This window comes from Cryobacterium arcticum (genome assembly GCF_001679725.1).
Lineage (GTDB): Bacteria > Actinomycetota > Actinomycetes > Actinomycetales > Microbacteriaceae > Cryobacterium > Cryobacterium arcticum_A.
In genome coordinates, this window is sequence record NZ_CP016282.1 from 3,814,003 (window position 1) to 3,840,182 (window position 26,180).

Sequence of the window (26,180 nt, forward strand, 5' to 3'; positions counted from 1 at the left end):
CGGACGACGCTCCAGCGGCCTGTCGGCCGGGACCGACGACTCAGGTGCCGCCGCAAGGCGGACACACAGATGCGCTGCATCCGTTTGCGCCAAGATAGTGAGGTGACTTCCCTCCATGACCTGTTCTCCCGTGGCTTCGCCTCCGACAACTACTCGGGCGTACACCCGGAGATCCTCGACGCGATCGTGCGCGCCAACGGCGCCCACCAGATCGCCTACGGCGACGACGTGTACACGGCCGAACTGCAGCGGGTCTTCGCCCGGCACTTCGGCGAGGGCGTCGAGGCGTTCCCGGTGTTCAACGGCACCGGAGCGAACGTCACCGGCCTGCAGTCGATGCTGCCGCGTTGGGGAGCGGTGATCTGCGCGAGCACTGCGCACATCAACACCGACGAGGGCGGAGCCCCGGAGCGGGTCGGCGGCCTCAAGCTTCTGCCCGTGCAGACGCCCGACGGCAAGCTCACCCCCGAGCTGATCGACCAGGAGGCCTGGGGCTGGGGGGACGAGCACCGCGCGCAGCCGCTCGTGGTGTCGATCACCCAGACCACCGAGCTCGGCACGCTGTATACCCCGGCCGAGGTGCGCGCCATCGCCGACCACGCGCACGCCAAGGGCATGCTGCTGCACATGGACGGCGCCCGCATCTCCAACGCCGCCGCGGCCCTCGGCGTGCCGTTCCGCGAATTCACCCGCGACGCCGGCGTCGACGTGCTCAGCTTCGGCGGCACCAAGAACGGCATGATGCTCGGCGAGTGCATCGTGGTGCTCAACCCCGACGCATCCACAGGCCTGAAATACCTGCGCAAGCTCAACATGCAGCTCTCCTCGAAGATGCGCTTCATCTCCGCCCAGTTGATCGCCCTACTCGACGGGGACCTGTGGCTGCGCAACGCCGACCACGCCAACGCCATGGCCGCGCGCCTGCGTGGTGCGCTTGAAGAGGGCCTGGCGGATGGCTCGATCACCGGGGTCTCGTTCAGCCAGCCCACCCAGGCCAACGCGATCTTCGCCGTGCTGCCCGCGGGCGTGGCCGACAAGGTGCGCGAGCTGTACCGTTTCTACGACTGGAACCCGGCCACCGGCGAGGTGCGCTGGATGTGCGGGTTCGACACCACCCCCGAGGACGTCGACGACTTTGTCGCGGCCCTGACGAAGGAGCTGGCCGCAGCATGAACGTCTTCGCGAGCAAGCCGTGGCTGAGTTCCTACGCGGTGGGCGTGCCCAACGCCATCGCGGACCCCACCGAGACCCTGGTCGACATGATCGAGGGCTCCGCCCGTCGATTTGCCGACAAGGTGGCGCTGGACTTCTTCGGCGGCACCATGACCTACGGCCAGCTCGGTGACGAGATCTCCCGGGTGGCCAATGGGCTGCGCCGGCTCGGAGTGAAGCCCGGCGACCGGGTGGCGCTCGTGCTGCCGAACTGCCCGCAGCACATCGTGGCGTTCTACGCCGTGCTGCGCCTCGGCGCGATCGTCGTGGAGCACAATCCGCTCTACACCGAACGTGAACTGCGCCACCAGTTCGAGGACCACGGCGCGAGCGTCGCCATCGTCTGGGACAAGGTCTACTCCATGGTGCGCGGGTTCCCGCGCGACATGGGCCTGCACACCGTCGTGGCCGTGGACGTCACCAAGTCGATGCCGCTGGCCACCCGGCTGGCCCTGCGCCTGCCGATCCCCAAGTCCCGCACCGCCCGTGCCGCCCTCACGGTGACCCAGCCGCTCAAGGACGCCATCGAGTGGCCGGCCCTGGTGGGCTCGCGCCGGTTGCGCACCGCGCATCCGCGCCCGCTGCTCGGCGACACCGCCGTGCTGCAGTACACCAGCGGCACCACCGGGGCGCCCAAGGGCGCCATCCTCACCCACTTCAACCTGCAGGCCAACGCGCAGCAAAGCGAGGCCTGGGTGCCCGGGCTCGAGCGCGGCAAGGAAGTCTTCTACGGCGTGCTGCCGATGTTCCACGCCTACGGCCTCACCCTGTGCCTCACCGTCGCCATGTCCATCGGCGCCCGCCTGGTCCTCTTCCCCAAGTTCGACGTGGGCCTGGTACTCAACGCTGTCAAGCGCACCCCGCCTACCTTCCTGCCCGCCGTCCCGCCGATCTACGAGAAGCTCGTCACGGCCGCGAACGACAAGGGCATCAGCCTGCACGGCACCAAGTACGCCATCTCCGGCGCGATGAGCCTGCCGCTGAAGACCGTCGAGCTGTGGGAGACCGCCACCGACGGCCTCCTCGTGGAGGGCTACGGCATGACCGAGTGCTCACCCATCGCGGTGGGCAACCCGATGGGCCCGAGCCGGCGGCCCGGCACCGTGGGGGTGCCGTTCCCCAGCACCGAGATCCGCGTGGTCGACCCCTCCGACCCCACCGTGGACCGCGGCTTCGACGAAGAGGGCGAGCTGCTCGTGCGCGGCCCGCAGGTCTTCTCCGGCTACTGGGACCGCCCCACCGAGACCGCCCAGACCCTCCTGGCGGATGGCTGGCTGCGCACCGGCGACATCGTCACGGTATCCTCCGACGGCTACGTCACCATCGTTGACCGCATCAAGGAACTCATCATCACCGGGGGTTTCAACGTGTCGCCGTCCGAGGTTGAGGCCGCGCTGCTGTCGCACCCCGACATCGCCGACGCCGCCGTGGTGGGGCTCAAGAGCGCCGGCGGCGGCGAGGATGTCGTGGCCGCCGTCGTGCTCATCGCCGGCGCCACCCTCGATGTGGACGGCCTGCGCGAGTACTGCCGCACCCGCATCTCCGCCTACAAGGTGCCGCGCCGCATCGTCGAGGTCGACGACCTGCCCCGGTCGCTGATCGGCAAGGTCATGCGCCGCCAGGTGCGCGACAGCCTGGCTGACACCCCGGCAAGCTGAGCCACGCGATCGCGGCAGGCGCGGCAGGGTCTCACTCGCAGCGCGTGCCGGATGCGAACGCATGGAATAACTTGGCGCGCTGTGCGTTGACATGACATGGGTCGATGGAGCCCCGCACCCGTTCCACTTCCACAGGCAACACAGAAAGCCGGGCACCATGACCCTCATCACCGACACCCACAGCCGTTCCGCCGACACCACGTCACCGATCCTGCCCGCGCTCGCCGCGCGCTGGAGCCCCCGCGGATTCGACCCCACCGCCGTCATCGACGAAGACACCCTCACCACCGTGCTCGAGGCCGCCCGCTGGGCGCCGTCCGGCAACAACAACCAGCCGGCCCGCTTCATCGTCGCCCGCCGCGGCTCCGAGAGCTTCCGCAAGATCCACTCCCACCTGATGGGCTTCAACCAGGCCTGGGCCGACAAAGCCTCCGTGCTGATCCTCAACATCGCCGAGGGTGACAACCCCTGGGCCCAGTACGACCTCGGCCAGGCTGTCGCGCACCTCACCATCCAGGCGCAGCACGAGGGCCTGTTCACCCACCAGCTCGGCGGCATCGACCGCAAGGGCCTGGCCGACGCGTTCCACCTCAAGGCCGGCCAGGACGCCGTCACCGTGACGGTGCTCGGTGTGCTCGGCGACGCCGACTCGCTCAGCCCCGAGCTTCTCGAGCGCGAGATCGCCCCGCGCACCCGCAAGCCGCTCTCCGAAGTGCTGCTCGTCAACGACTAGGTCGTTCCCCGAGTGCCAGTTGGGTGCACCTCGGCACGACGCATCCCAGGTACATGACGAACGCCCCCTCGCAGTGCGCGAGGGGGCGTTCGTGGTGAAACCGTGCGGACTACGGGCGCAGCAGCACCTTGATGGCGCGGCGTTCGTCCATCGCGGCGTAGGCCTCGGCGACCTCGGTCAGCGGCAGCTGCAGGTCGAAGACCCGGCCGGGGTTGATCGCTCCGCTGAGCACCTCGGGCAGCAGCTCTTCGACGTAGCCGCGCACGGATGCGACGCCGCCGTTCACGCCGACGTTGCGGCCGAAGAGCGCCTTGATCGGCAGCTCGGCGCCACCGTTCGGCACGCCCACGTAGCCCACCATGCCGCCGGGGCGGGCCGAGCGGATCGCCTGGTCCATCGATTCCTGGGTGCCGACGCACTCGAGCACGCAGTCAGCGCCGACGCCGTCGAACATCTCGTGGATGCGCTCAACGCCCGCGTCGCCGCGCTCCTCGACGATGTCGGTGGCCCCGAATTCGCGGGCCACGGCCTGCCGGTCGGCGTGCCGGGACATCGCGACGATCCGGGAGGCGCCGAGGCGCTTGGCGGCGATGATGGCGCAGAGGCCCACGGCCCCGTCGCCGACCACCACGACGGTGCTGCCGGTGGTGACGCCGGCCGAGACGGCGGCGTGGTGCCCGGTGCCCATGACATCGGCCAGGGTGAGGAGGCCCGGAACCTGGGCATCCGTCGGCTGCACGGGGGTGGCGACGAGCGAGCCGTCGGCGTGCGGAACCCGCACGCGCTCGCCCTGGGCGCCGTCGGCGAAGCCGCCGAGCCTGTCGTCGGAGCCCCACCAGCCGCCGTTCAGGCAGGAGGTACTGACGCCGTTGCGGCAGTTGACGCAGGTGTTGTCGCAGTCGTAGAACGGGGCGATGACGAAGTCGCCCACCTTGACGGTCTGCACATCGGGCCCGATTTCGTCGACGATGCCGACGAACTCATGGCCGATCCGGTGCGGTTCGTTCGTGGGGGTCACTCCGCGGTACGGCCAGAGGTCTGAGCCGCAGACGCAGGCCGCGACGACCCGCACGATGGCGTCGCCGCCGGTGGAGAGGATGGGGTTGGGTACTTCTTCGAGTCGGATGTCCCGCTCGCCGTAAATCACTGTTGCACGCATCCAAAAAGCCTAACGCCGAGCCCGCGCCCGCGCCCAGGCGGAGCCCACGACTGGGCATCTTCTCAGACCCCCGACCCCGGATGCGTCAGTACCAGTCGGTCTGGCTCAGGAGCCGAGCGACGATGACGGGCGAGCCACCCATGCGGGCCGACAACACCTGGGCCTGGCCCACGGCACCGCCGATCGTATAGAACAGCTGCACCCTCAAATGGCTGAAGATGGAGCCCTCGGTGATGGCGAAATATCCCGAATCCCGAGGGGCGAGCGCGGTCTCGTACCGCAGCGGCCAGAGCCGCGCCACCTCTCCCCCGACGATGACCGCGCGCTTTTCGAAGAGACCCAGAAACGTCCGGTCCGGTGGGATCGACGCTCGCGGTTGTTCCGGGTCGAACTGACCGAGGATCGTCGGCGAGACGCCCGAGTTCGTCTCGTAGAAGCGAGCCGTTTCCCGGTGCTGGACGTCGAAGGGCGATGGGGCGTCGCTCAACCAGTCGCTGTCATAGATGCAGCTTCGCAGCTTCGCGTCGATCTGCGGCAGCACATCCGCACGCCATTCGCTGCTGTCGGTCAGTGAGTAGCTCGGTGGCAATGACGTCATCAGTTCAGTCAACAGCACGTCACGAGTGTTGTGGGGAACTCGCGAGGACAGGGGCGGGAGCCTCGTCGGCGGGGGCGGCGGGGCGGAGCGGGAGGCGCACGGTGACGGTGGTGCCCTCGCCGAGGACGCTGCTGAGCTCGACCACGCCGGAATGCGCGGTGACGAAAGCGCGCACGATCGCCAGGCCCAGGCCCATTCCGGGGATCGCCAGCTCGGTGGAGGTGCGGGCGCGGAAGAACCTGTCGAAGACCTGCCGCGCGTCCTCCGCGCTGAGGCCCACGCCGTTGTCGGTCACGCGCAGCACCGCATCCGTGCCCTCGATGTCGACGCTGAGCGTGACGGCGCCCTGCGGCCGGGAGAACTTGATGGCGTTGGTGAGCAGGTTGTCGATGACCTGTTCGATGGCCACCGGGTCGACCTCGGCGAACACCACCGCGCCCGGCCGGGCGCTGATGGTCACGCCGGCGGACTGCGCGCGCGGCATGGCGGTGTCCAGGCACGACTGCAGGATGAGGCCGAGGTCGGCGTCGACCCGGTGGATCGCCGGCTGGCCGTCGGTGGCGCTGAGAAGATGCGCGATCACCGAGAGCAGGCGCTCGGCGTTCCGCTCGATCACACCGATCTCCATGGTGATGCCGAGCTCCTCGGCGTCGATGAGGTCGAGGTAGCCGATGATCGACGTGAGCGGGGTGCGCAGCTCGTGCGACACGGTGGCGAGGAAGTCGTCGCGCACGGCGATCGCTTCCACCAGCGGGGTGACGTCGGTGGCGACCACGACCGTGCCGAGGGCGTACCCGTTCTCCCGTTCGACCACCCCGGAGGAGGCGATGATGGCGCTCTGATCGTCGTGTCCGCCGACCCAGTAGACCCGCTTGGCCACGAGATCGCCGCGCAGGGCCCTGGCGGCGATCTGGTCGTCGAGGGAGACGAGGGTGGTGCGGTCCACGTCGAAGACCAGGGAGGCGTCCCTGCCGTAGCCGCCGGTGGCCGAGTCGGTGCGCACGGCCAACCTGCGGGCGGCGGCGTTGCTCAGCACCACCTCGCCCTGCGGGTTGTAGAGCTCGATCCCGGCATCGACGGTGTCCATCACCGCCTCGAAGGTGGCCTGCCGGTCGGTGGTCTCGAGCAACGCGTCCCGCAGCTCCCGGGACACCACCACCAGCCGGCGTTGCTGGGCGCGCAGACCGTTGGCGGCGACCCGGGCCGTGATGGCGATGAACGACGTCGTGATCGGCAGCAGCAGGACGTTCGCCCAGCCGATCGCATCCGTGGGCAGCTCGCCGATCTGGAACAGGGGGAAGACGCCGACGAAGAACGCGCCGACCAGCGCCAGGCCGAGCGCCCACCAGGCGAAACCGTAGGCCAGTCACAGCACCGGCACGACGACGAGCATGCTCACGGCCGGCAGGGTTTCCCGCACACCGTCGCGGAGGAAGGCGACCACGAGCACGTCCACGAGCGGCACGATCACGAGCCACTGATAGCCGTGCCGTTCCCACGGCACGACCAGGCCCGCCACGGTCACGGCGACAGCGAGGGCCAGCCCCACCAGGAATCCGGTCTTGGACAGGGTGTCCGGTGCGCCGGCGGCGGCGAACGCCACGATGACGAGTACCCCGGCGAGGAACGGGATCTGCGCATAGGGAACTTCCCGCGTGCGCGGCTCCACAAAATCAGGAACGGGCCACTCAGGGGCTTGCGACAATCGACGATCCTCACGCTGGCTGAGGCGTCACCGGCGCACTCGCCCGCCCTCTTCAGCATTCAAGCAGGTCCGGGCGCAAATGTCCCCCTTTTCGGGGACATTCTTCCGCCGGGGAAGCGTACCTCAGGCGTGCCCGAGCGGCGTCGGCGACACCGTGAGCGACTCGCCGTTCTCGGCGAGGTCCACCAGAACGGTCTCACCATCGCGGATGCTCCCGCCCAGCAACGCCGTCGCCAGCCTGTCGTCGATCTCGGTCTGCATCAACCGCCGCAACGGCCGGGCCCCATAGATCGGGTCGTAGCCGCGCTCGGCCAGCCAGGCGCGGGCATCCGGGGTCACCGCCAGCTCGAGCCTGCGTTCGCTCAGCCGGCGCTGCAGCCGGTCGACGTAGAGCTCCACGATCTGCGCGAGGTCGTCGGTGGACAGCGACGAGAACACCACGATGTCGTCGAGCCGGTTGACGAACTCGGGTTTGAACGCCTGCCGCACCATCTGCTGCACGGCCTGCTCCTTCTCCTCCCAGCTCAGGGTGGGGTCGACCAGGTACTGCGAGCCGAGGTTGGAGGTGAGCACCAGGATGGTGTTGCGGAAGTCGACCGTGCGGCCCTGGCCGTCGGTGAGCCGGCCGTCGTCGAGCACCTGCAGCAGCACGTCGAACACCTCGGGGTGCGCCTTCTCCACCTCGTCGAAGAGGATCACCGAATAGGGCCGGCGGCGCACCGCCTCGGTGAGCTGGCCGCCCTGCTCGTAGCCGATGTAGCCGGGAGGGGCGCCGACGAGGCGGGACACGGAGAATTTCTCGCCGTACTCGCTCATGTCGATGCGCACCATGGCCTTCTCATCGTCGAAGAGGAACTCGGCGAGCGCCTTGGCCAGTTCGGTCTTGCCCACGCCCGTGGGGCCGAGGAAGAGGAACGAACCGGTGGGACGGTCGGGGTCGGAGATACCGGCCCGGCTGCGGCGCACGGCGTCGGCCACGGCGCGCACGGCCTGCTTCTGGCCGATCAGCCGGTGGCCCAGTTCACCCTCGAGGTTGAGCAGCTTCTCGGTCTCCCCCTGCAGCAGCCGGCCCACCGGGATACCGGTCCACGCGGCCACGACGGCGGCGATGTCTTCGGCGGTGACCTGGTCGCCCACCATCCGGGCGCCCTCCTGCTCGGTCTGCTCGGCCTCGGCGAGTTCGCGCTGGATCACCGGGATGTCGCCGTAGAGCAGCCGGGAGGCCTTTTCCAGGTCGCCGCGACGTTCGGCCACCTCGGCCTGGCTCTTCGCGCTGTCGAGGCGCTTGCGCAGGTCGCCGACCCGGTTGAGCGAGGACCGTTCCTTGTCCCAGCGGGCCTGCAGCTCGCCGAGTTTCTCCTGCCGCTCGGCCAGGTCTTCGCGCAGCTTCTCCAGGCGGGCCTTGGAGGCGTCGTCCTTCTCCTTCTTCAGGGCCAGTTCCTCGAGCTTGAGCCGGTCGACGCTGCGGCGCAGTTCGTCGATCTCCACCGGCGAGGAGTCGATCTCCATCCGCAGTCGGCTGGCGGCCTCGTCGATCAGGTCGATGGCCTTGTCGGGCAGCTGCCGGGCGGTGATGTACCGGTTCGACAGCGCGGCCGCGGCGACCAGCGCGGCGTCCGCGATGGAGACCTTGTGGTGCGCCTCGTAGCGCTCCTTGAGACCGCGGAGGATGGCGACGGTGTCTTCAACAGTCGGTTCGTCCACGAGCACGGGCTGGAAGCGGCGCTCGAGCGCGGCATCCTTCTCGATGAATTCGCGGTACTCGTTGAGCGTCGTGGCGCCGATCAGCCGCAGTTCGCCACGGGCGAGCATGGGCTTGAGCATGTTGGATGCGGCGACGGAGCCTTCGCCACCGCCGGCGCCCATCAGGGTGTGCAGTTCGTCGACGAAGGTGATGATCTGCCCGTCGGCGTCGTTGATCTCCTTGAGCACGGCCTTGAGCCGCTCCTCGAACTCGCCTCGGTACTTGGCTCCGGCCACGAGCGCGGCCAGGTCGAGGGCCACGAGCTGCTTGTCCTTGAGCGAGTCGGCCACGTCGCCGGCCACGATGCGCTGGGCCAGGCCCTCCACCACGGCGGTCTTGCCCACCCCGGGTTCGCCGATGAGCACAGGATTGTTCTTGGTGCGGCGGGTGAGCACCTGGCTGATCCGGCGGATCTCGGCGTCACGCCCGATCACGGGGTCGAGTTTGCCGCTCTTGGCAATTTCGGTGAGGTTCACGCCGTACTGTTCCAGCGCGGTCTTCTGCTTCTCGTCGGTTCCGGGGGCGCCCTGCATGTTGGCCATGTACAAACATCCTTCGCAAATACTTGAGTTGACTCGACTCAAGTTTACAGCGAGGGCGGCGGATGCGCTAGCGGTCGCGAGCGCACCTCACTTGGCAGCGACAGTGATGAGTTCGTCCCAGTGCGTGGTGGCCCGTGGGGACACCATCTCGCGGCGCATGGTCCAGGCCCGGTTGGTCTTGAGGCCGGCCCGGCCGAGACCCAGGTTCTCCTGGCCGTACTTGGCGGCGATGGAGTCGAGCACCGCGCCGGCCGCGAACGGGGCCGGCGCGGTGCCGAAGATGTCGAGGCTGGCGTGCGAGTCGCGCGACGAGAACTCGTACAGGCTCACGCCCACCCGCACGTACTGCTGGCCGGCCTGCAGCTGCGGGCCGAGCGCGGTGATGGCGGCCCGGTACATCTGCACCGGGTCGTCGGTGGGGTCGGGGAACGCGAGCGAGACGGCGTGGCTGACATGGTTGTCCCGGAACGGCGATGTCGAGGCCGTGCAGCCCATCATGCGGGCCAGCGAGCCCTGCTCGCGCAGCCGGGCGGCGGCCCGCTGCGTGTAGACCGAGAGCACCTCTTCGAGCTCGGCCACGGTGCTGATCGGCACGGCGAACGAACGGGAGAACTGGATCTGCTCCCGGTCCGACCGTTCCTCCTCCAGCGGCAGACAGTCGACGCCGCGCAGCTCCTGCACCACCCGCTCCTGGTTCACCCCGAACCGCCGGCGCAGTTGCACGGCGTCGGTGTCGCGCAGGTCGGCCGCCGTGTGGATGCCCATCCCCGCCAGCTTCTGTGCCGTGCGGGAGCCGATCCCCCACACGTCGCTCGCGTCCACCGACGCGAGAATCGCGGTGACCTGCGCCGGGGCATAGGAACCCAAGTTGCAGACCCCCTGCAGCGCCGCGGATGACTTGGAGCCCCGGTTCGCCAGCTTGGCCAGGGTCTTGCTCGACGCGATGCCGATGCTCACCGGCAGGCCGATCATCTTCTTGGTGGCCACGCGGATCTCCCGGGCGATCCCGCTGACCTGCTCGGCGCTGCCGGTGAGCCGGATGAAGCTCTCGTCGATGGAGTACACCTCCTGCGAGGAGGTGAACCGGCCGAGCAGCTCCACGCATCGGGCGGAGATGTCGCCGTAGAGCTCGTAGTTGCTGGAGCGAGCGATGACGCCCTTGGCTGCGGCTTCGGCGGCGATGCTCTGCCACGACGCCGCCATGTCGATGCCGAGGGTCTTCGCTTCCTGCGAGCGGGCGATGACGCATCCGTCGTTGTTCGACAACACGACCACCGGCTTGCCCTCGAGGCGCGGGTCGAAGATGCGCTCGCAGGAGACGTAGAAATTGTTCGCGTCGACGATCGCGATGGAGGGCGGCTGGGACCCGGTACGGCTAGACCCGGTATGGCTAGACACGGTATGGCTAGACACGGTGCAGGCACCTGGTGACGACGCCCCACACCGACAGTTCGCTCAGCTCGTGCAGCACGATGTCGGGGTAGGCCGGGTTCTCGGGCACCAGGCGCACGGTGTCGCCGTCGAGGCGGAGCCGCTTGATGGTGAGTTCGTTGTCGACCACCGCGATCACCACGCTGCCGTCGCGGGCCTCGAGGGACCGGTCGACGATGACCTCGTCGCCGTCGAAGATTCCGGCGCCGGTCATGCTGTCGCCGCTCACCCGCACGATGAACGTGGAGGTGGGATCCCGGATCAGATGCCGGTTGAGGTCGACAGGGCCGTTGTAGTAGCCCTGCGCCGGGGAGGGGAAACCGGCGTGTACGGACTCGAGTGCTTCCTGGATGAAGCGCTGGCCGGTATCCGCCGACACCCCGGAGACCGGCCGGACGATCGGGTTCACTGCGTGCACGGCGTGATTCCCTTCTGCGACGCTGCCAGTCGTTCGCGCTCCTCCTATTGTCTCGCGTGCCGGTCGACCTTGACGCAGGAAGCCGTCATCCGACGGTGACGGATTCGGCGCCGGCGTTCAGCGCCAGGAACGACCGCACGTCGTCGATCTCGGCGGCGTTGATTCCGTGCGCCAGGCCCGGGTATCTCCGCTCGACCAGGCTCGAGTGGGTCGGCAGGAACGCGCTCGTACGCGCGATCGCGGGCTCCCCGATGACGCGGTCGTCGGTGCCGCGGCCCCAGAACACCGGTGGGCGGGTCCCGGCGAGGGTCGCGTCGCCGGGCTGGTCCGCACCGAGCACGAAGCCGCCGAGCACGACGGGCGCCAGGACCCGCTCGGGCCGGGTGCGCAGAAGTTGGCTGGTCATCAGGCCACCCTGCGAGAAGCCGATGGGGATCACCAAGGTGGTGGAGGCCAGGTTGGCGTCGACCCAGCCCCAGATCGCGTCCGTGGCCTGGGCGACGGGCTCCGCGTCCGGGTTTCCGGGGGTCGTGATGGTGAACCACGCCGCGCCCCCGTTGCCCAGCTCGAGCGGGGCGCGCAGGGCCGCCCACGGCAGGGCGAGCCTCAGCGCCGGCGCGAGCCCGGCCAGGTCGGACTCGTTCGACCCATAGCCGTGCAGCAGCAGGACCACGGCGGATGCCTCGGCCGCATTCGCGGCCCATCCGGGCGAACGGATGCCGGAGCGCTGCGCGATCATCGGGCGATGAGTTCGTCGGTGGAGACGTCGGGCAGCGAGACCGTGACCTGCGTGCCCCAGGGGTCGGTGATCGACACCGAGCGGCCGTCACCGGCGAATGGGATCGAGCGGGCGGTCAGGCGCGCGGTCAGGGACTGCAGGTCGGCCGGCGTGGGCACGGTCACCGAGACATCACCGAGGCCCAGGCTCGCCGCGCGCGGACCCGAGCCGCGGCTGTTCCAGGTGTTCATGGCGATGTGGTGGTGGTAGCCGCCGGCCGAGGCGAAGAGCGCGCCCGGGTAGCTACCCTGGGTGGCCTCGAATCCGATCGCGTCGACGTAGAACGCCCGCGCGGTCTGCAGGTCGCCGACTTGCAGGTGCACGTGGCCAACGACGCCGGGTAGGGCGGGGCCGGCATCCATGGCCCTCTGGTCGAGGTGCGTCTGCAGGTAGGCGTTGGGATCGAGGTACTCGGTGGCCATCCGGATCTGCTCGCCGTCGTGGATCCAGGTGTCGCGGTCACGGTCGGTGTACAGCTCCACGCCGTTGCCCTCCGGGTCGGTGAAGTAGAACGCCTCGCTCACGAGGTGGTCGCTGGATCCGATGAAGCGGCTGCGCGGGTCCTGTGCGGCACGGTAGACCGTGGCGGCGAGGCTTTCGGGAGTCTCGAAGAGGAACGCGGTGTGGAACAGTCCGGCCTGGCGGGGGTCCACGCCGGGCAGGTCCGGAGTGTGGATCAGCCGCACGAGCGGCGTCGCGCCCCGCCCGAGCACACGGTGCACCTCGCGGGAGCGGCTGCGCTCCTCAAAGGGCTCCATGGCGAACGCCCGGGAGTAGTAGTCCGACATCGTCTCGAGATCGCCGACCCGCAGCGTCACCGCGCCCATCGAGGTGTCGGCGTTGAGAATCCGCTGGTTCAGGTCGACGCTCATGATTTCGCTCCCGGCTGTGGTGGATGGCGTTGCTTGTATCTACAACCATATCAGAGATGCTTGTAGCTGCAACTAATGTGACAGTCGGCCAGAGTCGTGTCGGAATAGGGCGAGGCCGATCACGGTTTCCTCTATACGAACGCATGCAGTTCAACGCTGTGCGAAGTACATCTATACAGATCAGATTGGAAGTGGTCATCATGACCAGGTTCGAGAACAAGGTAGCGATCGTCACCGGCGGCGGAAGCGGTATCGGCGCGGAAATCTCCCGGGAGCTTGCCGCTGAGGGTGCCTCGGTCGTGGTCACCGACATCAAGCTCGAGGCCGCGCAGAGCGTCGTCGACGAGATCATCGCCGCCGGCGGGAAGGCAGCCGCCTTCAGCCAGAACACCGCGAAGTGGGAGGACTCCGAAGCGGCCGTGGCGTTCGCCCAGACGACCTTCGGCGCCCTGCACCTGGCCGTGAACAACGCCGGCATCGGTGCCGCACCGCAGAAGATCGGCGACTACGACATCGCCGCCTGGGACCGCGTGCGCGCGGTGGACCTCGACGGCGTCTTCTACGGCCTCAAGTTCCAGCTGCCTGCGATCGTCGCCGCCGGCGGCGGCGCCGTGGTGAACATGGCCAGCGTGCTCGGCTCGGTCGGCATCGCGGAGAACGCCGCCTACGTCACCAGCAAGCACGCGCTGATCGGCCTCACCAAGGTCGCCGCCCTCGAATACACGGCGGATGGCGTGCGCACGAACGCCGTCGGACCCGGCTTCATCGACACCCCGCTGGTGCGCTCGAGCCTCTCCCCCGAGGCGCTGACCGCCCTCGAGGCACAGCACGCCTCCCGCCGCCTCGGCACCGACAAGGAGGTCGCCGCGCTCACGCTGTTCCTGCTCAGTGACGCCGCCTCCTTCATCTCCGGCAGCTACCACCTCGTCGACGGCGGCTACTCCGCCCAGTAACCCCACGGCGGTCGCGAAAGCGGCCATGTGGTTGCTTCGGGTGACCCGAAGTGACCATATGGCCGCTTTCGCGTGACCGGCGGGGGTACCGCTGCCCATGGTGAGGAGCGACGTGCCCCGATACCGTGAACCATGATCATCTGGACCCGCTGGGGCATTCTCGTCTTCGTCTTCTTCGGCCTGTCGGTCGGGCTCGGATTCGCCCTCAAGGGCGTGTTCGCCCCTGCCGTCGGTTCGAACGAGCCGGCCACGAACACATTCCTCGGCACCGGCTTCGTTCTCGGCGCCGCGGCCCTGTGGGCCTTCTCGAAGTACGTGTTACCGCGCCTCGACAAGGCCCGGCCGTCGTTCGTCTACCAGCAGCTGCCCGAACCCGCAATCAACGAGCGTGGTGTGAAAGTCACCCACCGACCCGTGGCCGTGGTGAACCAGGAGACCGGCCAGCAGATCTGGACGCGCCCGTCATCGACGTTCTTCTTCATCCCCGTGCGCTTCTGGCCCTACCCGATCGCCGCGATCGGGGTCGTCAACCTGATCATCGGCATCATCGGACGAGGCTGACCTCCCCGACCGCGACAACCTCGACCGAGCCCGCGCTCTCCGGGAGGGGAACGGCGTCGGCGGCCGATGCGGCGGCAGGTCGCTCGACGGTTCGCTCGGCGGTTTCGGCCGCGCGGCTGAGCGAGGTGCGCATGAGCCGGGCAATGCTCGACTCCGGTTGCGGTTGCGGTTGTGGTTCCTGTCGCGGCTGAGGCTCAGGCTGCGTCATGGGGGCGGGCTGCTCTGCGAGCGCCTCGCGGATGATGCGGCGCGGGTCGTACTGACGCGGGTCGAGCTGTTTCCACTCTGCGATGTCGAAGTCGTCGCCGAGTTCCTGCTTGACCCGGGCCTTGGCGGCGTCGGTGCGCCCCCGCAGGCTCTGCACGAGCGCCGCCAGCTTGCCGGCATAGAGGGGCAGGCGGTCGGGGCCGAGGACGAAGACGGCGATCATCGCGACGACGATGAGTTTCTCAAAGCTGAGGCCGAGCATGGGGTCTCCTTGTCTGGCGGGCGTGAGGGCGGTAGGAACGGTCAGGCTGTCACGGACGCGCGCGCTCCGGCAGCGAGTGCGGCAACCCGGCGGGCGGCCCGACGGTCATGGAGTAGGGCGATCCCGGCCGCGGCGGCGAAGAGCGCCGCCATGGGCACCGCGAGCAGGAACATCGACATGACATCGGCGGCCGGAGTAGCCAGGGCGCAGAACAGCACGATGGCCACCAGCACCACGCGCCAGCCGCGCACGATCGAGATGCCCGGCAGCACGCCCATGAAGTTCAGGAGCACCACGAACACCGGGAGCACGAACGCCACACCCACCGCGAGCACGAGCTTCATGACGAAGTCGAAGTAGTAGGAGGCCTCCAGGATGGTGCTGTCCGAGGTGGAGGCGAATCCGGCGAGCAGTTCCACGACGTGCGGGAATAGCCAGAACCCGGCGACGCATCCGGCCAGGAACAGCGGGACGGCGGAAGCCACGAACCCGACGGTGTACCGCTTCTCCCGCCGGGTCAGGGCGGGTGCGAAGAAGGCGAAGAGCTGGTACAGCCATACCGGGCTGGCCAGCACGAGGCCGGCGTAAAGGGCGATCTTCACCTTGAGCTCGAAGGCGCCGCTGACGCTGCCGTAGTTGAGGGTGGCGTTACGCGACTCGGCCAGGGCCACGACGGGGCCGCGGAGCACGTCGAGGATCAGGTCGGAGAAGAGGTAGCCGGCGACCACGGCGACCGCGACCGCGATGGACGCGCGGAAGAGACGCGTGCGAGCCTCGATCAGATGCCCAGCGAGGGGCATCAGTCCCGGCTCGGTCGCCGGCGACGTCCGCACGCCCATCCCGATCAGCGCCCGTCGATCGCGACGACCGGCCGCGCCGCCGGTTCGCCGACGGGCTCGTCGGGCTCGACAGCCGTCTCGGCGTCGGCCGGTGTCTTGGCCTCGCGGATCTCTGTCTTGAAGATCTTCATCGACTGCCCGACACTCTTGGCCAGAGCGGGGAGCTTGGTCGAGCCGAAGAGCAGCAGGATGACGACGAGGATGATGATGGCGTGCCATCCGGTGAGGTTCTGGAGCAGTCCCATGAGCTCGGGGTCCTTATCTAAGAGGTATCTGGTCGATTACTGGCTGGGCGGGGTTCCGCCGCCGCCCGCGCCGCCGCTCGGCGGGGTGCCGCCACCACCGCCGCCGTCGGGCGAGGAGCCCGCGGTGGGTGTGGTGGTGGTGTCCACGCGGGCGGTGAGGTTGACGATGTAGCCGGAGGTGCTGTCGCCGGTCACGCTGGCGAGCTGGAGGGCCCCGCCGTCGTCACCGAAGACGTTGTCATTGTCGAGGGTGACCTGCGCGAGGTTCGCGGTCGATCCGGCGTAGGCGGCCAGCTCGTAGACGGTGCTGCTGATGTCTTCGGGCAGCGCCGCCTGCGACGTGGCGATGGCGTTGGCGGCATCCGAGATCGAGTCGATGTCCGGGTAGACCTCGAAGTGGATGTGCGGCCAGCGTCCCGTGTAACAGGCTGGGTAAATCGAGGTGAAGCTGACCTTCCCGTCGTTGTCGGCGACCTGCACGCCGCGCAGGTAGGTCTCGTCCTCGATGCCGTCGGAATACATCGAGTACCCACCGGCCGCGTCGCAGTGCCAGACGTACACCGCGGTGTCCGCGAAGGGGGCATCGTCGTTGTTCATGTCGAGCACCGTGAGGGTGAACGTCATGGGCACACCCTCGGCGGTCAGCCCGCCGCCGATGCTGGAGCGGATGTCGCTGCGCACGATGCCGGATTCCTCGAGCACGTTCACCCCGTTGGAGCCGTCGCCCGGGTACGGGCCGGCCGTCTCATCGGGGATCTCGCCGGTGGCGGTCGTGGCGGTGCCCGTCGATGTGCCCGTCGCTGCGGCCGTCGAGGTGGAGCTGCTCCCGGAGGCATCCGTGGTGCAGGCCGCCAACGCCACGGCGCCCGCGCCGACACCGATCAGGCTGAGGACATTGCGGCGGCTGATCAGGGTGCGAATGTCGAAGGCGACGCCATGGTCGACGACCTCGTCGTCGACGCGGTCGAGCAGGCGGCCCTCGTAGGCGGGGCCGTCCGGGGTTGATTCGGGTTCAGGGATGCGGCTCATGGCTGCCTCTCGAATAGGTGGCGGTCGTTCTTGCGTGTCACCTATCCTGGGGATCTGTCCAGGCAGCCTGCTATGGCCCGGCTATGCCTTTCCTATGGAGCGTGTCCGCGGAACAGTTGCGCGAAAGCGGCCGTGTGGTCGCCTCGGGTGTCCCCAAGTGACCACACGACCGCTTTCGCGAGGTTCACAGCCGCATTCGCGGGATGTGCGCGGGTTATTTCGCGTCGATGGGGAGCAGGATGCCCTTCACGGTGGGGTCGGTGGCCAGGAACTCCTGCACCGCCGGGTCCTTGAAGGCGGCGACGAGGTTCTTGATGTTCTCGGTGTCGGCGAAGTCGCTGCCGATGGTGAGCTGGCCGGCGAACTCGTCGGGCGCGGCCGGGGCGAAGATCTGCTGCTCGATCGGGATGCTCGCGGCCAGGTAGTACTCGGTGTAGCCGGCCGCGAGGTCGAGGTCGGGCAGGGCGCGGGACTGCGCGGCGAAGTCGAGCAGGGTGAACTTCAGGTTCTTCGGGTTGGTGGCGATGTCGTCCTGGGTGGCGGTGCCGGCGGTGGTGCCGTCCTTCAACGTGATGAGTCCGGCCTCCTGCAGCAGCCACAGGCCCTGGGCCTCGTTGGCGGGATCGGAGTACAGCGACACGGTACCGCCGTCGGGCACCTGGTCGACGCTGGTGTACTTGTCGCTCCACAGCCCGAAGCCCCAGCGGAACACCGGGGTGGCGGCGGTTTCCTTGAAGTCGGGGTTGGACTCGAGAACCTGGCTGAGCCAGAGCTTGTGCTGGTAGACCGTGCCGGCTACCTCGCCCTCGCTCACGGCGCGGTTGATGGTGTTGCTGTCGGAGAGGCCCTTGAACTTCACGGTGATGCCGTACTTGGGCGCGACCTCCTCGGCGACGAAGTTGACCAGTGCCTGCTCGGCGGCGTTGCCCTCGGCGGTGGCGACGATGAGGGTGGCGCCCTCGGTGGCGTTGGCGGAGGTGGGCGGGTTGAGCAGCGGGACGGTGATCGCCGCGGCGGCGCCGACGACCACGACGGCGATACCGGCGACCCAGGGCCAGCGGCGGCGCTTCTTGAGTGCGAAGCCGTGCGGCTCGGCGGCGGGCGTGGAGGAGGTGGGAGTAGACATGGGGTTTCCTTCGGAGTGGTCTGCGTGCTGTGCAGGGGTGCGGGGTGGGAAAACGGGTGAGAAAAGCGCGGGCGGGCGCGGGAAGCGCGCGCAGGCGAGTGCCGGCCCGCCGGGCGGGTCAGTCAGGTGAGAGGGGGCGGGTCGGGCCGGGCGCTCAGGAGATGCAGCAGGCCGGACAGGTCGCCCCGGGCATTCGGCGCGGCGAGACGGCGGGCATCCGCGTCGTCACGGCAGCCGGCCGGTTCATACCAGGCTCGCTTCGCGGCGGGCGGCGCGAGGTGCGCGAGCCTCGGTGCGGGCGTGCGGGGTGGTCAGGCGCACCAGGCGGTCGCCGATCAGCTGCACCGACGCGACCGTCGCCACGAGGATCACGATCGTGGCGAGCATCACGGTGTTGTCGAAGCGCTGGTAGCCGTAGGTGACCGCGACGTAGCCGATGCCGCCGGCGCCGATGGTGCCGGCGATGGCGGAGTACTCGATCATGGCAATGGTGTTGATGGTGAGGCCGCCGATGATCGACGGCAGGGCCTCGCTGAGCTGGGCGGTGCGGATGATCTGCAACGGCGACGCCCCCGAGGCCTTGGCGACCCGCACCAGGGTGGGCGGCACACCGCGCAGGGAGTTCTCCACGATGCGGGTGAAGAACGCGATTCCGGCGATCGACATGGGCACGACGGCCGCCGCGATGCCGATGTTGGTGCCCGTGATGAACCGGGTGAACGGCACGATCGCGGCCATCAGGATCAGGAACGGCAGCGAGCGCCCGATGCTCACGATCCAGCTGAGCGTGGTGTGCAGGGCGGGGTTCTCGAACAGGCCGCCGGGGGCGAGGTTGTGCACCAGGGCGCCGAGCGGGATGCCGACGAGCACGACGATCGCCATGACGATGCCCACCATGATCAGGGTGTCGAGCAGCGCGGGGAAGACCAGCGCGGGGATCTCGGCCAGCGGGACGTTGTTGTTCAGGTGCACGCTGTTCAGGTGCACGACGCCGTTCAGGATGCTCATGCGACCTTCTCCAGGATCTCGGCCGGCCGGGACTCACCGGCTGGCTCCGGGCGGGCGTCGAGCCCCAGGCTGCGGGCCACCGTGATGAGGTGCTCGCGGTCGGCGCCGGTGACACCGATGCTGGCGTGCCCCACCGTGGCGCCGTCGACGGTCTCGATGGAGGCGCCGAGCAGCGACACCGTGGTGCCGAGCTGGTCGGCGAGCCGGGTGAGCCAGTCGGCCGGCACGTGCGCGGAGGTGTAGCTGACGAACCATTCGGTGGCGTCGGCAGGAGCGCTCTCGTGCGCGCGCGCCGGGCGCAGCGCCCGGCCGAGCCCCGACGCTGGATTGCGCAGCAGCTCGACGATGCGGCCGCTTTCCACGATGCGACCGTGGTCGAGGCGCGCGACGGAGTCGGCGACCTGCAGCACGGTGTCCATCTCGTGGGTGATGAAGAGGATCGACAGGCCCAGGTCGTCGCGGAGCTCCTTGAGCAGCGCCACGATCGACCGGGTGGAGTCGGGGTCGAGGCCCGAGGTGGCTTCGTCGCTGAGCAGCACACTGGGGCGCAGCGCCAGCGCGCGGGCGATGCCCACCCGCTGCCGCTGGCCGCCGGAGAGCTGGTGCGGGTAGTGCCCGGCCTTGTTCGAGAGCCCGACGCGGTCGAGCAGTTCGGCCACCCGGGCGCGGGTCTCCGCGGCGGTCACACCGAGGTACTCCAACGGCAGCGCCACGTTCGCAGCGGCGGTGCGCCGCGAGTAGAGGCCATCCGACTGGAAGATGGTGCCGATGCGGCGGCGCGCCACCCGCAGCTGCTTCTCGCTGAGCTGGGAGAGGTTCTCGCCGTTCACCAGCACCGACCCGCTGGTGGGACGCTCGAGCAGGTTGACGCACTGCGCCAGGGTGCTCTTGCCGGCCCCGCTCGGGCCGACGACGGCGAAGATCTCGCCGGCGTCGACGCTGAAGTCGAGGCGGTCGAGCACCACGGTTTGCGCGTCACCGTGGCCGTAGACCTTGGTCAGCTGTTCGAGGCTGATCATGCGGGGCTCCTGTCGAGCGGATGGGTGGGCTGGCGAATCAGACGACGGGCACGCCGACGCGGTAGTTCGCGCCGCGGTGCTCGTCGGGGAGGCGGTCGCCGCGGCCGTGCAGCTTCTGCCGCAGCGTGCCCTCGGTGTACTCGGTGGGGTACACGCCGCGTTTCTGCAGCTCGGGCACCACCCAGGTGACCACATCTTCGAAGGTGCCGGGCGTGATGGCGTAGGCCAGGTTGAACCCGTCCACATCCGTCTCGTCGGCCCACTCCTCGAGCTGGTCGGCGATCTCGCTGCCGGAGCCGACGATGAACGGGCCGAGTCCGCCGATCGCGCCGGCGCGGGCGATGTCCCCTACCGTCCACTCGGAGCCGTCGTGGTTCGCGGCCTGGAAGTTGGCCACGGTGGACTGGATGGCGTTGCTCTTGACGTTGCCGATGGGCTCGTCGAGGGCGTAGCCGGAGAGATCCACGCCCATCCAGCCGGACATGAAGACCAGGGCGCCTTCTTCGCTGGCGTAGCTGAGGTAGTCGAGGTACTTGGCCTGGGCCTTCTCGCTGGTCTCGTCGGTGATGATCGTGAGCAACGTGTAGATCTTGGCCGAGTAGCGGTCGCGGCCGGCGGCCTCGAGGGCGTCGCGCAGCTTGGTGACGGTGTCCTTGAGCACATGCTTGGTCGACGCGGCCACGAAGATCGCCTCGGCGTTGCCCGCGGCGAACGCGATGCCGCGGCTGGAGGCGCCGGCCTGGTAGATCACGGGCGAGCGCTGGGGCGAGGGCTCGGAGAGGTGGATGCCGGGCACCTGGAAGTGCTTGCCGGAGTGGCCGATGGAGTGCACCTTGCTCGGGTCGGTGAAGACGCCGGTCTCGGTGTCGCGCACGACGGCGTCGTCCTCCCAGGAGCCCTCCCACAACTTGTAGAGCACCTCGAGGTACTCGTCGGCGTAGTCGTAGCGGTCGTCGTGCTCGAGCTGGTCGTCCTGGCCCATGTTGCGAGCGGCGGAGGGCAGGTACCCGGTGACGACGTTCCAGCCGACCCGTCCCTTGGTGAGGTGGTCGAGCGTGGACATGCGCCGGGCGAACGGGTACGGGTGCTCGTACGCGGTGCCGGCGGTGACGCCGAAGCCGAGGTGCTCGGTGACGTAGGCCATCGCGGGGATCACCAGCAGCGGGTCGGCGACGGGGATCTGCGCGCCGTTGCGGATCGCCGCCTCGTTGGTGCCGCCGTAGACGTCGTAGGTGCCCAGCACATCGGCGAGGAAGATGCCGTCGAAGCGGCCCTTCTCGAGCAGCTTGGCGAGTTCGGTCCAGTAGGCGAGGTCGGTGTAGCTCTGCGACCGGTCGTCGGGGTGGCGCCACAGGCCGGAGGACTGGTGGGCGACGCAGTTCATGTCGAAGGCGTTGAAGCGGATCTGTCTGGGCATGGACCTATGCTCACGTTTTCGCAGACCGGGCACATCCCATCATGAAACACGGCGTCACACTGGGCGACACCGAAGCATCTGCATTCCGGACCCGCTCTTGGGTGCGCGGATGCAAGATCCTTCGGTTTCGCTATCCCGACAGGCTTCAGAGGCACCTGCCTTTTTGCCCGGCCAGGTGCCATACTGGCCGAGAAATATCTTGCCTGCGGTGTTGCGGGAGACCGCGGCACCGACACGATTTCTCTGTCGATGAGGAGCACCGTGAGCACCCCGATCCTGTCTAATTTCATCAACGGCCAATTTGTCACGCCGGCCGGAACCGCTCATCTCGACGTGATCGATCCGACCACGGGCACCATCGTCGCCCGGGCGCCGATCTCCACGGCGGCGGATGTGGACGACGCCATGCGCGCCGCCGCGGCCGCGTTCCCGGCCTGGGGCCACGGCACTCCCTCCGACCGGCAGCGCGCGCTGTTGCTGCTCGCCGATGCGGTGGAGGCGAACAGCGACGCCATCGTGGAGGCCCAGCACCGCAACACCGGGCAACCCCGGGCCACGATCGCCTCCGACGAGGTGGCCGCCGGCGCCGATCAGCTGCGCTTCTTCGCCGGGGCGGCCCGGCTGCTCGAGGGCCGTTCGGCCGGCGAGTACCTCGAGGGCATGACCTCGTGGGTGCGCCGGGAGCCCATCGGGGTGGTGGGCCAGGTCACCCCGTGGAACTTCCCCTTCCTGATGGCCGTGTGGAAGATCGGGCCGGCCCTGGCGGCCGGGAACACCCTGGTGCTCAAGCCCAGCGACACCACCCCGGAGTCCACCCTGGAGCTGGCCCGCATCAGTCAGGGCATCCTGCCCGACGGGGTGATGAACATCGTGCTCGGCGACGCCACGACCGGCGCGTTCATCGTGGAGCATCCGGTGCCCGGCCTGGTGTCGATCACGGGCAGCGTGCGGGCGGGCATGGCCGTGGCCTCCGGTGCCGCGCACACCCTCAAGCGCGCCCACCTCGAGCTCGGCGGCAAGGCGCCCGCGCTGGTGTTCCCCGACGTGGACGTGGCCAAGGTGGCGTCCGCCATCGCCGACTTCGCCTTCTACAACGCCGGCCAGGACTGCACCGCCATCACCCGGGTGCTCGTGCACGAGACCATCCACGACAAGTTCGTGGACGCCTTCTCGGCGGAAGCCGCGCTGCGCACCACCGGCTCCGCCGACGACGCCGACAACTACTTCGGCCCGCTCAACAATGTGCGGCACTTCACCGATGTGGTCGAAAAGGTCGAAGCTCTGCCGGCCCACGCCGTGATCAGCACGGGCGGCCACCGGGTGGGTGAGGCGGGCTACTTCTTCGAACCCACCGTGGTGACCCAGGTGCGGCAGCGGGATGCGATCGTGCAGGACGAGACGTTCGGTCCGGTGATCACCGTGCAGAGTTTCGGCACCGAGGCCGAGGCCATCGCCATGGCCAACGACGTGCGGTACGCGCTCGCATCGAGCGTCTGGACTCGCGACCACGCCCGGGCGCTGCGGGTCTCCCGCGACCTCGATTTCGGAGCCGTGTGGATCAACACCCACATCTTGCTCACGGCCGAGATGCCGCACGGCGGATTCAAGTACTCCGGCTACGGCAAGGACCTGTCCATGTACGGCGTGGAGGACTACACCCGCATCAAGCACGTGATGAGCGCACTCGAATGAGCGCGCCCGCCGACTCCAGCCCCACGCACGCCGACCAGAAGAGGGATTCAATGACTTTCCACCCGCTCGACCCGCTCACCGGCGCGGAGTTCACCCAGGCCGCCGCCATCCTCACCCGGGAGCACGGAGTGGGTGAGGGCTGGCGCTTCGCCTCCATCGAACTCGTCGAACCGGCCAAGGCCGCCGTCGCCGCATTCGAGACCACCGGGGTCGCCCCCGAGCGCCGCGCCCGGCTCGTGGTGCTGCACCGCGCGGAGAACCGCACCTGGGTGGCCGTGGTCTCGCTCGACACCGATGCGCTGCTCGAGTGGGAGCAGGTGCCCGGCGTGCAGGCCAACTTCACGGTCGACGAGTGGGAGGAGGCGGACGCGGCGCTGCGGGCGCATCCGGAGGTCGTGGCGGCCCTCGCCAAACGCGGCATCACCGACCTCAGCAACGTCTTCATCGACACCTGGACCTACGGCGACGCCGTGATCCCCGAGGTCTACCAGGGGCTGCGGCTGGGCTGGGCGGATGTCTGGGTGCGCGCCCAGGCCGGGGCTAACCCCTACGCCGGGCCGGTCAGCGGGCTGCACTTCGTGATCGATGTGAACACCATGAACCTGCTCGAGATCGAGGACACTTTCACGGTGGACCCGCCGAACGGGATGGGCGAGTACGTGCCGCACCTGGTGCCCGAGCGCATCCGCAACGCCAGTACCCGACCACCGTTGAAGCCGCTGGACATCGTGCAGCCCGAGGGTCCGAGCTTCACCGTGGACGGCAACCTGGTGCGCTGGCAGAACTGGTCGCTGCGGGTGGGCTTCAACTACCGCGAGGGCATGACCCTGCACCGGGTGACCTACACGGATGCCGGCCGCGAGCGCCCGGTCGCCAACCGGTTGTCGTTCGCCGAGATGGTGGTGCCGTACCGTGACCCGAGCGTCGACCACTTCCGCCGCACGGCGTTCGACATCGGCGAGTGGGGACTGGGCTTCATGACCACCTCGCTCGAGCTCGGCTGCGACTGCCTGGGCGAGATCCGGTACATCGACGCCGTGCTGCACAACAGTGCCGGGGAGCCGTACTCGATCCCCAACGCGTTCTGCATCCACGAGGAGGACAACGCCGTGCTGTGGAAGCACGTGGACCACGACGGCGGCGCCGAGGTGCGCCGGATGCGCCGGCTGGTGGTCTCCTTCCACGTCACCGTGGCCAACTACGAGTACCTCGTCTACTGGCGGTTCTACCAGGACGGCAACATCGAGTGCGAGGTGCGCGCGACCGGGATCATGGTGGTCACCCACCTCGAACCCGGCCAGCCGCATCCGAACGGCACCCTGGTCGACGAGCGCACCTATGCGCCCTTCCACCAGCACTTCCTGGTGGCGCGGATGGACCTGGACATCGACGGCCCGGCCAACACCGTGTACCGCAGCGAGACCCGCATCGAACCGATCGACAAGGCCAACCCGCTCGGGCTGGCGATCACCCAGCAGAACACCCCGATCGAGACCGAGGGGTTCGACGACTTCGACTGGAACACCCAGCGGGCCTGGAAGGTGGTGAACGAGCAGACCCTGAACGGGCTCGGCACCCCGGTGTCGTACAAGCTCGTGCCGGGCGGAGCGATCCCGTCGTTCTTCCACCCCACGGCGCCCGCGCTGCTCCGCGCTCAGGTGATCGGCCACACGGTGTGGGTCACCCCCAACGATGAGAGCGAACGGTGGCCCTGCGGCGAGTTCGTCAACCAGAGCGGCGTCGACCACGGCCTGCCCGAGTGGATCACAGCGGGCCGGTCGGTGCGCGACACCGACGTGGTGCTCTGGTACACCTTCGGCATCCACCACATCACCCGGCCGGAGGAATGGCCCGTGATGCCGGCCGACATCGTGTCGTTCTGGCTCAAGCCGGTGGGCTTCTTCGACCGCAACCCCTCGCTCGACGTGGAGCCGAGCCCGGCGCACTGCGCACCGGGAATGGAGCACGCCGGGCATGACCACGGCGAGCACGATCACAGCGAGCACGAGCACGCCGGGCACGAGCACGGCAGCCATGAGCCGGATGCGCCCGGCACCGAACCGAGGAGAACAGCGTGACCCGCACACCGAACTACGTGGTGGCCTACGAAGCCACCGCCCACGGCCGCGACGCCCTCGAGCTGGGCATCGCCATGGCCCGGCTCACCGCGGCGGAGTTGCGCATCTGCCTGGTGTTGCAACGGGTCAGCGCCGCCCCGGCGAAGATCCACGCCGCGAGCAGTGACTACGAGATCCTGCTCGCCGACCAGGCCAAGGCGTGGCTGGAGCAGGCCGCCGGCTGGGTTCCCGCCGATGTCACGGCCAGTACCCACCTGCTCTGGGCGGACTCCACCTCGGAGGGCCTGATCCAGGCCGCCGACGACCTCGACTCCGACCGAATCGTGGTGGGCGCAGCCCGCGGCGGCATCCTGAACCGGTTCACCATCGGCAGCGTCGCGAACGCGCTGCTGCACGCCTCCCCGGTGCCCGTCGCGCTCGCCCCGCACGGCTACCGCGCTCCCGCGCGGCTCAGCCGGATCACCTGCGCCATCGGCACCCGGCCCGGCTGGGAGGCCCTGCTGGACTCGCTCGTGGCGTTCACCGAGAACCTCGACGTCAGCCTGCGGTTCGTCACCCTGGTGGAGGTGGACGCCAGCCGCGAGAAGCAGTCGCCGGCCGCGGCCGGCAGCACCGCGCACCTCGACGCCGTCCTGGCGTACTACGAACGGCACTCCCGCAGCCACGGCACCATCACCACCGAGGTCGGCACCGGCAAGAACGTGGAGGACGCCGTGGAGGCGCTGGACTGGCGCACCGACGAGATCGCCTTCGTGGGCTCCAGCCGGTTGGCGGCGCCGCGCACGATCTTCCTCGGCATCACCGCGCACCGCATGCTGCATGCCTTGCCGGTTCCGCTCGTTGTCGTTCCGACTTCGCTGCGCAGCTGACCCGCACCCCTTCGATCCGAACAAA

Annotated in this window: 25 protein-coding genes; 8 read left to right on the forward strand and 17 right to left on the reverse strand. The window is 68.9% G+C overall.

The annotated features are described in order from the left end of the window. Window positions 1–102 precede the first annotated feature (102 nt). From PA27867_RS17360 to PA27867_RS17370, 3 genes are all read left to right on the forward strand, one after another. Window positions 103–1,173, forward strand: coding sequence for a threonine aldolase family protein (locus PA27867_RS17360; protein WP_066598315.1), 1,071 nt, complete (start codon window positions 103–105; stop codon window positions 1,171–1,173). Further along, window positions 1,170–2,870 (forward strand): long-chain-fatty-acid--CoA ligase, encoded by a 1,701-nt coding sequence (locus tag PA27867_RS17365; RefSeq protein WP_066598316.1) that lies wholly within the window; start codon window positions 1,170–1,172, stop codon window positions 2,868–2,870. The genes PA27867_RS17360 and PA27867_RS17365 overlap by 4 nt, the downstream gene beginning before the upstream one ends. Window positions 2,871–3,027: 157 nt before the next feature. Beyond that, window positions 3,028–3,603 carry a nitroreductase family protein gene (locus PA27867_RS17370; protein ID WP_066598317.1) on the forward strand — a complete coding sequence of 192 codons (576 nt, stop codon included), beginning with the start codon at window positions 3,028–3,030 and terminating at the stop codon, window positions 3,601–3,603. 109 nt (window positions 3,604–3,712) lie between these two features. Here the strand turns inward: PA27867_RS17370 and PA27867_RS17375 are convergent, their stop codons facing one another. The 9 genes from PA27867_RS17375 to PA27867_RS17415 all read right to left on the reverse strand — a co-directional run bounded on the left by PA27867_RS17375 (window position 3,713) and on the right by PA27867_RS17415 (window position 12,850). Further along, window positions 3,713–4,762, reverse strand: a complete 1,050-nt coding sequence (locus PA27867_RS17375; protein WP_066598318.1) for a zinc-dependent alcohol dehydrogenase family protein — start codon at window positions 4,760–4,762, stop codon at window positions 3,713–3,715. 85 nt (window positions 4,763–4,847) lie between these two features. Then, the gene (locus tag PA27867_RS17380) at window positions 4,848–5,378 is read right to left on the reverse strand and encodes a hypothetical protein (RefSeq protein WP_157109277.1); all 531 of its coding nucleotides are present in this window, start codon (window positions 5,376–5,378) and stop codon (window positions 4,848–4,850) included. Between the two features lies 1 nt (window position 5,379). After that, complete coding sequence (locus tag PA27867_RS17385; protein ID WP_066598320.1) at window positions 5,380–6,519, reverse strand: sensor histidine kinase; 1,140 nt, start codon at window positions 6,517–6,519, stop codon at window positions 5,380–5,382. A 207-nt stretch (window positions 6,520–6,726) separates the two neighbouring features. Beyond that, window positions 6,727–7,065: a hypothetical protein gene (locus PA27867_RS17390; RefSeq protein WP_157109278.1), complete on the reverse strand. Its 339-nt coding sequence runs from the start codon at window positions 7,063–7,065 to the stop codon at window positions 6,727–6,729. A gap of 123 nt (window positions 7,066–7,188) precedes the next feature. Beyond that, window positions 7,189–9,351: an ATP-dependent Clp protease ATP-binding subunit gene (locus PA27867_RS17395; protein WP_084021284.1), complete on the reverse strand. Its 2,163-nt coding sequence runs from the start codon at window positions 9,349–9,351 to the stop codon at window positions 7,189–7,191. A gap of 87 nt (window positions 9,352–9,438) precedes the next feature. After that, the gene (locus PA27867_RS21130) at window positions 9,439–10,749 is read right to left on the reverse strand and encodes a Y-family DNA polymerase (protein ID WP_066598322.1); all 1,311 of its coding nucleotides are present in this window, start codon (window positions 10,747–10,749) and stop codon (window positions 9,439–9,441) included. A gap of 7 nt (window positions 10,750–10,756) precedes the next feature. Continuing rightward, on the reverse strand, window positions 10,757–11,161 hold the full coding sequence (locus PA27867_RS17405) for a LexA family protein (protein WP_236900930.1): 405 nt from the start codon (window positions 11,159–11,161) through the stop codon (window positions 10,757–10,759). A 124-nt stretch (window positions 11,162–11,285) separates the two neighbouring features. Next, window positions 11,286–11,939: an alpha/beta hydrolase gene (locus PA27867_RS17410; protein WP_066598323.1), complete on the reverse strand. Its 654-nt coding sequence runs from the start codon at window positions 11,937–11,939 to the stop codon at window positions 11,286–11,288. Next, window positions 11,936–12,850, reverse strand: a complete 915-nt coding sequence (locus PA27867_RS17415; protein WP_066598324.1) for a VOC family protein — start codon at window positions 12,848–12,850, stop codon at window positions 11,936–11,938. The genes PA27867_RS17410 and PA27867_RS17415 overlap by 4 nt, the downstream gene beginning before the upstream one ends. Before the next feature lie 200 nt (window positions 12,851–13,050). On the opposite strand from PA27867_RS17415, the gene PA27867_RS17420 reads away from it, so the two are divergent. Together PA27867_RS17420 and PA27867_RS17425 are read left to right on the forward strand one after the other, a co-directional pair. Then, a complete protein-coding gene (locus PA27867_RS17420) occupies window positions 13,051–13,803 on the forward strand; it encodes an SDR family NAD(P)-dependent oxidoreductase (protein WP_066600265.1) in 753 nt (250 codons plus the stop codon). Between the two features lie 132 nt (window positions 13,804–13,935). Beyond that, entirely contained in the window at window positions 13,936–14,364 is a 429-nt protein-coding gene (locus PA27867_RS17425) for a hypothetical protein (RefSeq protein WP_066598325.1), read from the forward strand. Here the strand turns inward: PA27867_RS17425 and PA27867_RS17430 are convergent. From PA27867_RS17430 to PA27867_RS17465, 8 genes are all read right to left on the reverse strand, one after another. Next, window positions 14,348–14,833, reverse strand: a complete 486-nt coding sequence (locus PA27867_RS17430) for a hypothetical protein (RefSeq protein WP_066598326.1) — start codon at window positions 14,831–14,833, stop codon at window positions 14,348–14,350. The genes PA27867_RS17425 and PA27867_RS17430 overlap by 17 nt on opposite strands. A gap of 41 nt (window positions 14,834–14,874) precedes the next feature. Beyond that, window positions 14,875–15,633, reverse strand: a complete 759-nt coding sequence (gene tatC, locus PA27867_RS17435; protein ID WP_066600268.1) for a twin-arginine translocase subunit TatC — start codon at window positions 15,631–15,633, stop codon at window positions 14,875–14,877. A 44-nt stretch (window positions 15,634–15,677) separates the two neighbouring features. After that, window positions 15,678–15,911: a twin-arginine translocase TatA/TatE family subunit gene (gene tatA, locus PA27867_RS17440; protein WP_066600270.1), complete on the reverse strand. Its 234-nt coding sequence runs from the start codon at window positions 15,909–15,911 to the stop codon at window positions 15,678–15,680. Between the two features lie 42 nt (window positions 15,912–15,953). Continuing rightward, complete coding sequence (locus PA27867_RS17445) at window positions 15,954–16,946, reverse strand: intradiol ring-cleavage dioxygenase (protein ID WP_066598327.1); 993 nt, start codon at window positions 16,944–16,946, stop codon at window positions 15,954–15,956. A 214-nt stretch (window positions 16,947–17,160) separates the two neighbouring features. Beyond that, window positions 17,161–18,072, reverse strand: coding sequence for a MetQ/NlpA family ABC transporter substrate-binding protein (locus PA27867_RS17450; protein ID WP_066598328.1), 912 nt, complete (start codon window positions 18,070–18,072; stop codon window positions 17,161–17,163). A gap of 243 nt (window positions 18,073–18,315) precedes the next feature. After that, entirely contained in the window at window positions 18,316–19,080 is a 765-nt protein-coding gene (locus PA27867_RS17455) for a methionine ABC transporter permease (RefSeq protein ID WP_157109279.1), read from the reverse strand. Beyond that, complete coding sequence (locus tag PA27867_RS17460) at window positions 19,077–20,099, reverse strand: methionine ABC transporter ATP-binding protein (RefSeq protein WP_066598329.1); 1,023 nt, start codon at window positions 20,097–20,099, stop codon at window positions 19,077–19,079. The genes PA27867_RS17455 and PA27867_RS17460 overlap by 4 nt, the downstream gene beginning before the upstream one ends. A gap of 37 nt (window positions 20,100–20,136) precedes the next feature. After that, window positions 20,137–21,516 (reverse strand): LLM class flavin-dependent oxidoreductase, encoded by a 1,380-nt coding sequence (locus PA27867_RS17465; protein WP_066598330.1) that lies wholly within the window; start codon window positions 21,514–21,516, stop codon window positions 20,137–20,139. Window positions 21,517–21,765: 249 nt separating this feature from the next. Here PA27867_RS17465 and PA27867_RS17470 point away from each other — a divergent pair, with 249 nt between their 5' ends. From PA27867_RS17470 to PA27867_RS17480, 3 genes are read left to right on the forward strand one after another with little or no spacing between them, the layout of a single operon-like run. Then, a complete protein-coding gene (locus tag PA27867_RS17470) occupies window positions 21,766–23,208 on the forward strand; it encodes an aminobutyraldehyde dehydrogenase (RefSeq protein ID WP_066598331.1) in 1,443 nt (480 codons plus the stop codon). After that, a complete protein-coding gene (locus tag PA27867_RS17475) occupies window positions 23,205–25,286 on the forward strand; it encodes a primary-amine oxidase (RefSeq protein WP_157109280.1) in 2,082 nt (693 codons plus the stop codon). Before PA27867_RS17470 ends, PA27867_RS17475 begins: the two co-directional genes overlap by 4 nt. Further along, window positions 25,283–26,155: a universal stress protein gene (locus tag PA27867_RS17480; protein WP_066598332.1), complete on the forward strand. Its 873-nt coding sequence runs from the start codon at window positions 25,283–25,285 to the stop codon at window positions 26,153–26,155. Before PA27867_RS17475 ends, PA27867_RS17480 begins: the two co-directional genes overlap by 4 nt. Window positions 26,156–26,180: the final 25 nt, after the last annotated feature.

Coding starts and splice junctions, on each gene's coding strand:
- tatC (WP_066600268.1), bottom strand. CDS start 15,633: ATGCCCCTCGCTGGGCATCTGATCGAGGCTCGCACGCGTCTCTTCCGC.
- PA27867_RS17470 (WP_066598331.1), top strand. CDS start 21,766: ATGAGGAGCACCGTGAGCACCCCGATCCTGTCTAATTTCATCAACGGC.
- PA27867_RS17460 (WP_066598329.1), bottom strand. CDS start 20,099: ATGATCAGCCTCGAACAGCTGACCAAGGTCTACGGCCACGGTGACGCG.
- PA27867_RS17410 (WP_066598323.1), bottom strand. CDS start 11,939: ATGATCGCGCAGCGCTCCGGCATCCGTTCGCCCGGATGGGCCGCGAAT.
- PA27867_RS17455 (WP_157109279.1), bottom strand. CDS start 19,080: ATGAGCATCCTGAACGGCGTCGTGCACCTGAACAGCGTGCACCTGAAC.
- PA27867_RS17465 (WP_066598330.1), bottom strand. CDS start 21,516: ATGCCCAGACAGATCCGCTTCAACGCCTTCGACATGAACTGCGTCGCC.
- PA27867_RS17370 (WP_066598317.1), top strand. CDS start 3,028: ATGACCCTCATCACCGACACCCACAGCCGTTCCGCCGACACCACGTCA.
- PA27867_RS17445 (WP_066598327.1), bottom strand. CDS start 16,946: ATGAGCCGCATCCCTGAACCCGAATCAACCCCGGACGGCCCCGCCTAC.
- PA27867_RS17420 (WP_066600265.1), top strand. CDS start 13,051: ATGACCAGGTTCGAGAACAAGGTAGCGATCGTCACCGGCGGCGGAAGC.
- PA27867_RS17430 (WP_066598326.1), bottom strand. CDS start 14,833: ATGCTCGGCCTCAGCTTTGAGAAACTCATCGTCGTCGCGATGATCGCC.
- PA27867_RS17450 (WP_066598328.1), bottom strand. CDS start 18,072: ATGTCTACTCCCACCTCCTCCACGCCCGCCGCCGAGCCGCACGGCTTC.
- PA27867_RS17425 (WP_066598325.1), top strand. CDS start 13,936: ATGATCATCTGGACCCGCTGGGGCATTCTCGTCTTCGTCTTCTTCGGC.
- PA27867_RS17395 (WP_084021284.1), bottom strand. CDS start 9,351: ATGGCCAACATGCAGGGCGCCCCCGGAACCGACGAGAAGCAGAAGACC.
- PA27867_RS17375 (WP_066598318.1), bottom strand. CDS start 4,762: ATGCGTGCAACAGTGATTTACGGCGAGCGGGACATCCGACTCGAAGAA.
- PA27867_RS17365 (WP_066598316.1), top strand. CDS start 1,170: ATGAACGTCTTCGCGAGCAAGCCGTGGCTGAGTTCCTACGCGGTGGGC.
- PA27867_RS17415 (WP_066598324.1), bottom strand. CDS start 12,850: ATGAGCGTCGACCTGAACCAGCGGATTCTCAACGCCGACACCTCGATG.
- PA27867_RS17475 (WP_157109280.1), top strand. CDS start 23,205: ATGAGCGCGCCCGCCGACTCCAGCCCCACGCACGCCGACCAGAAGAGG.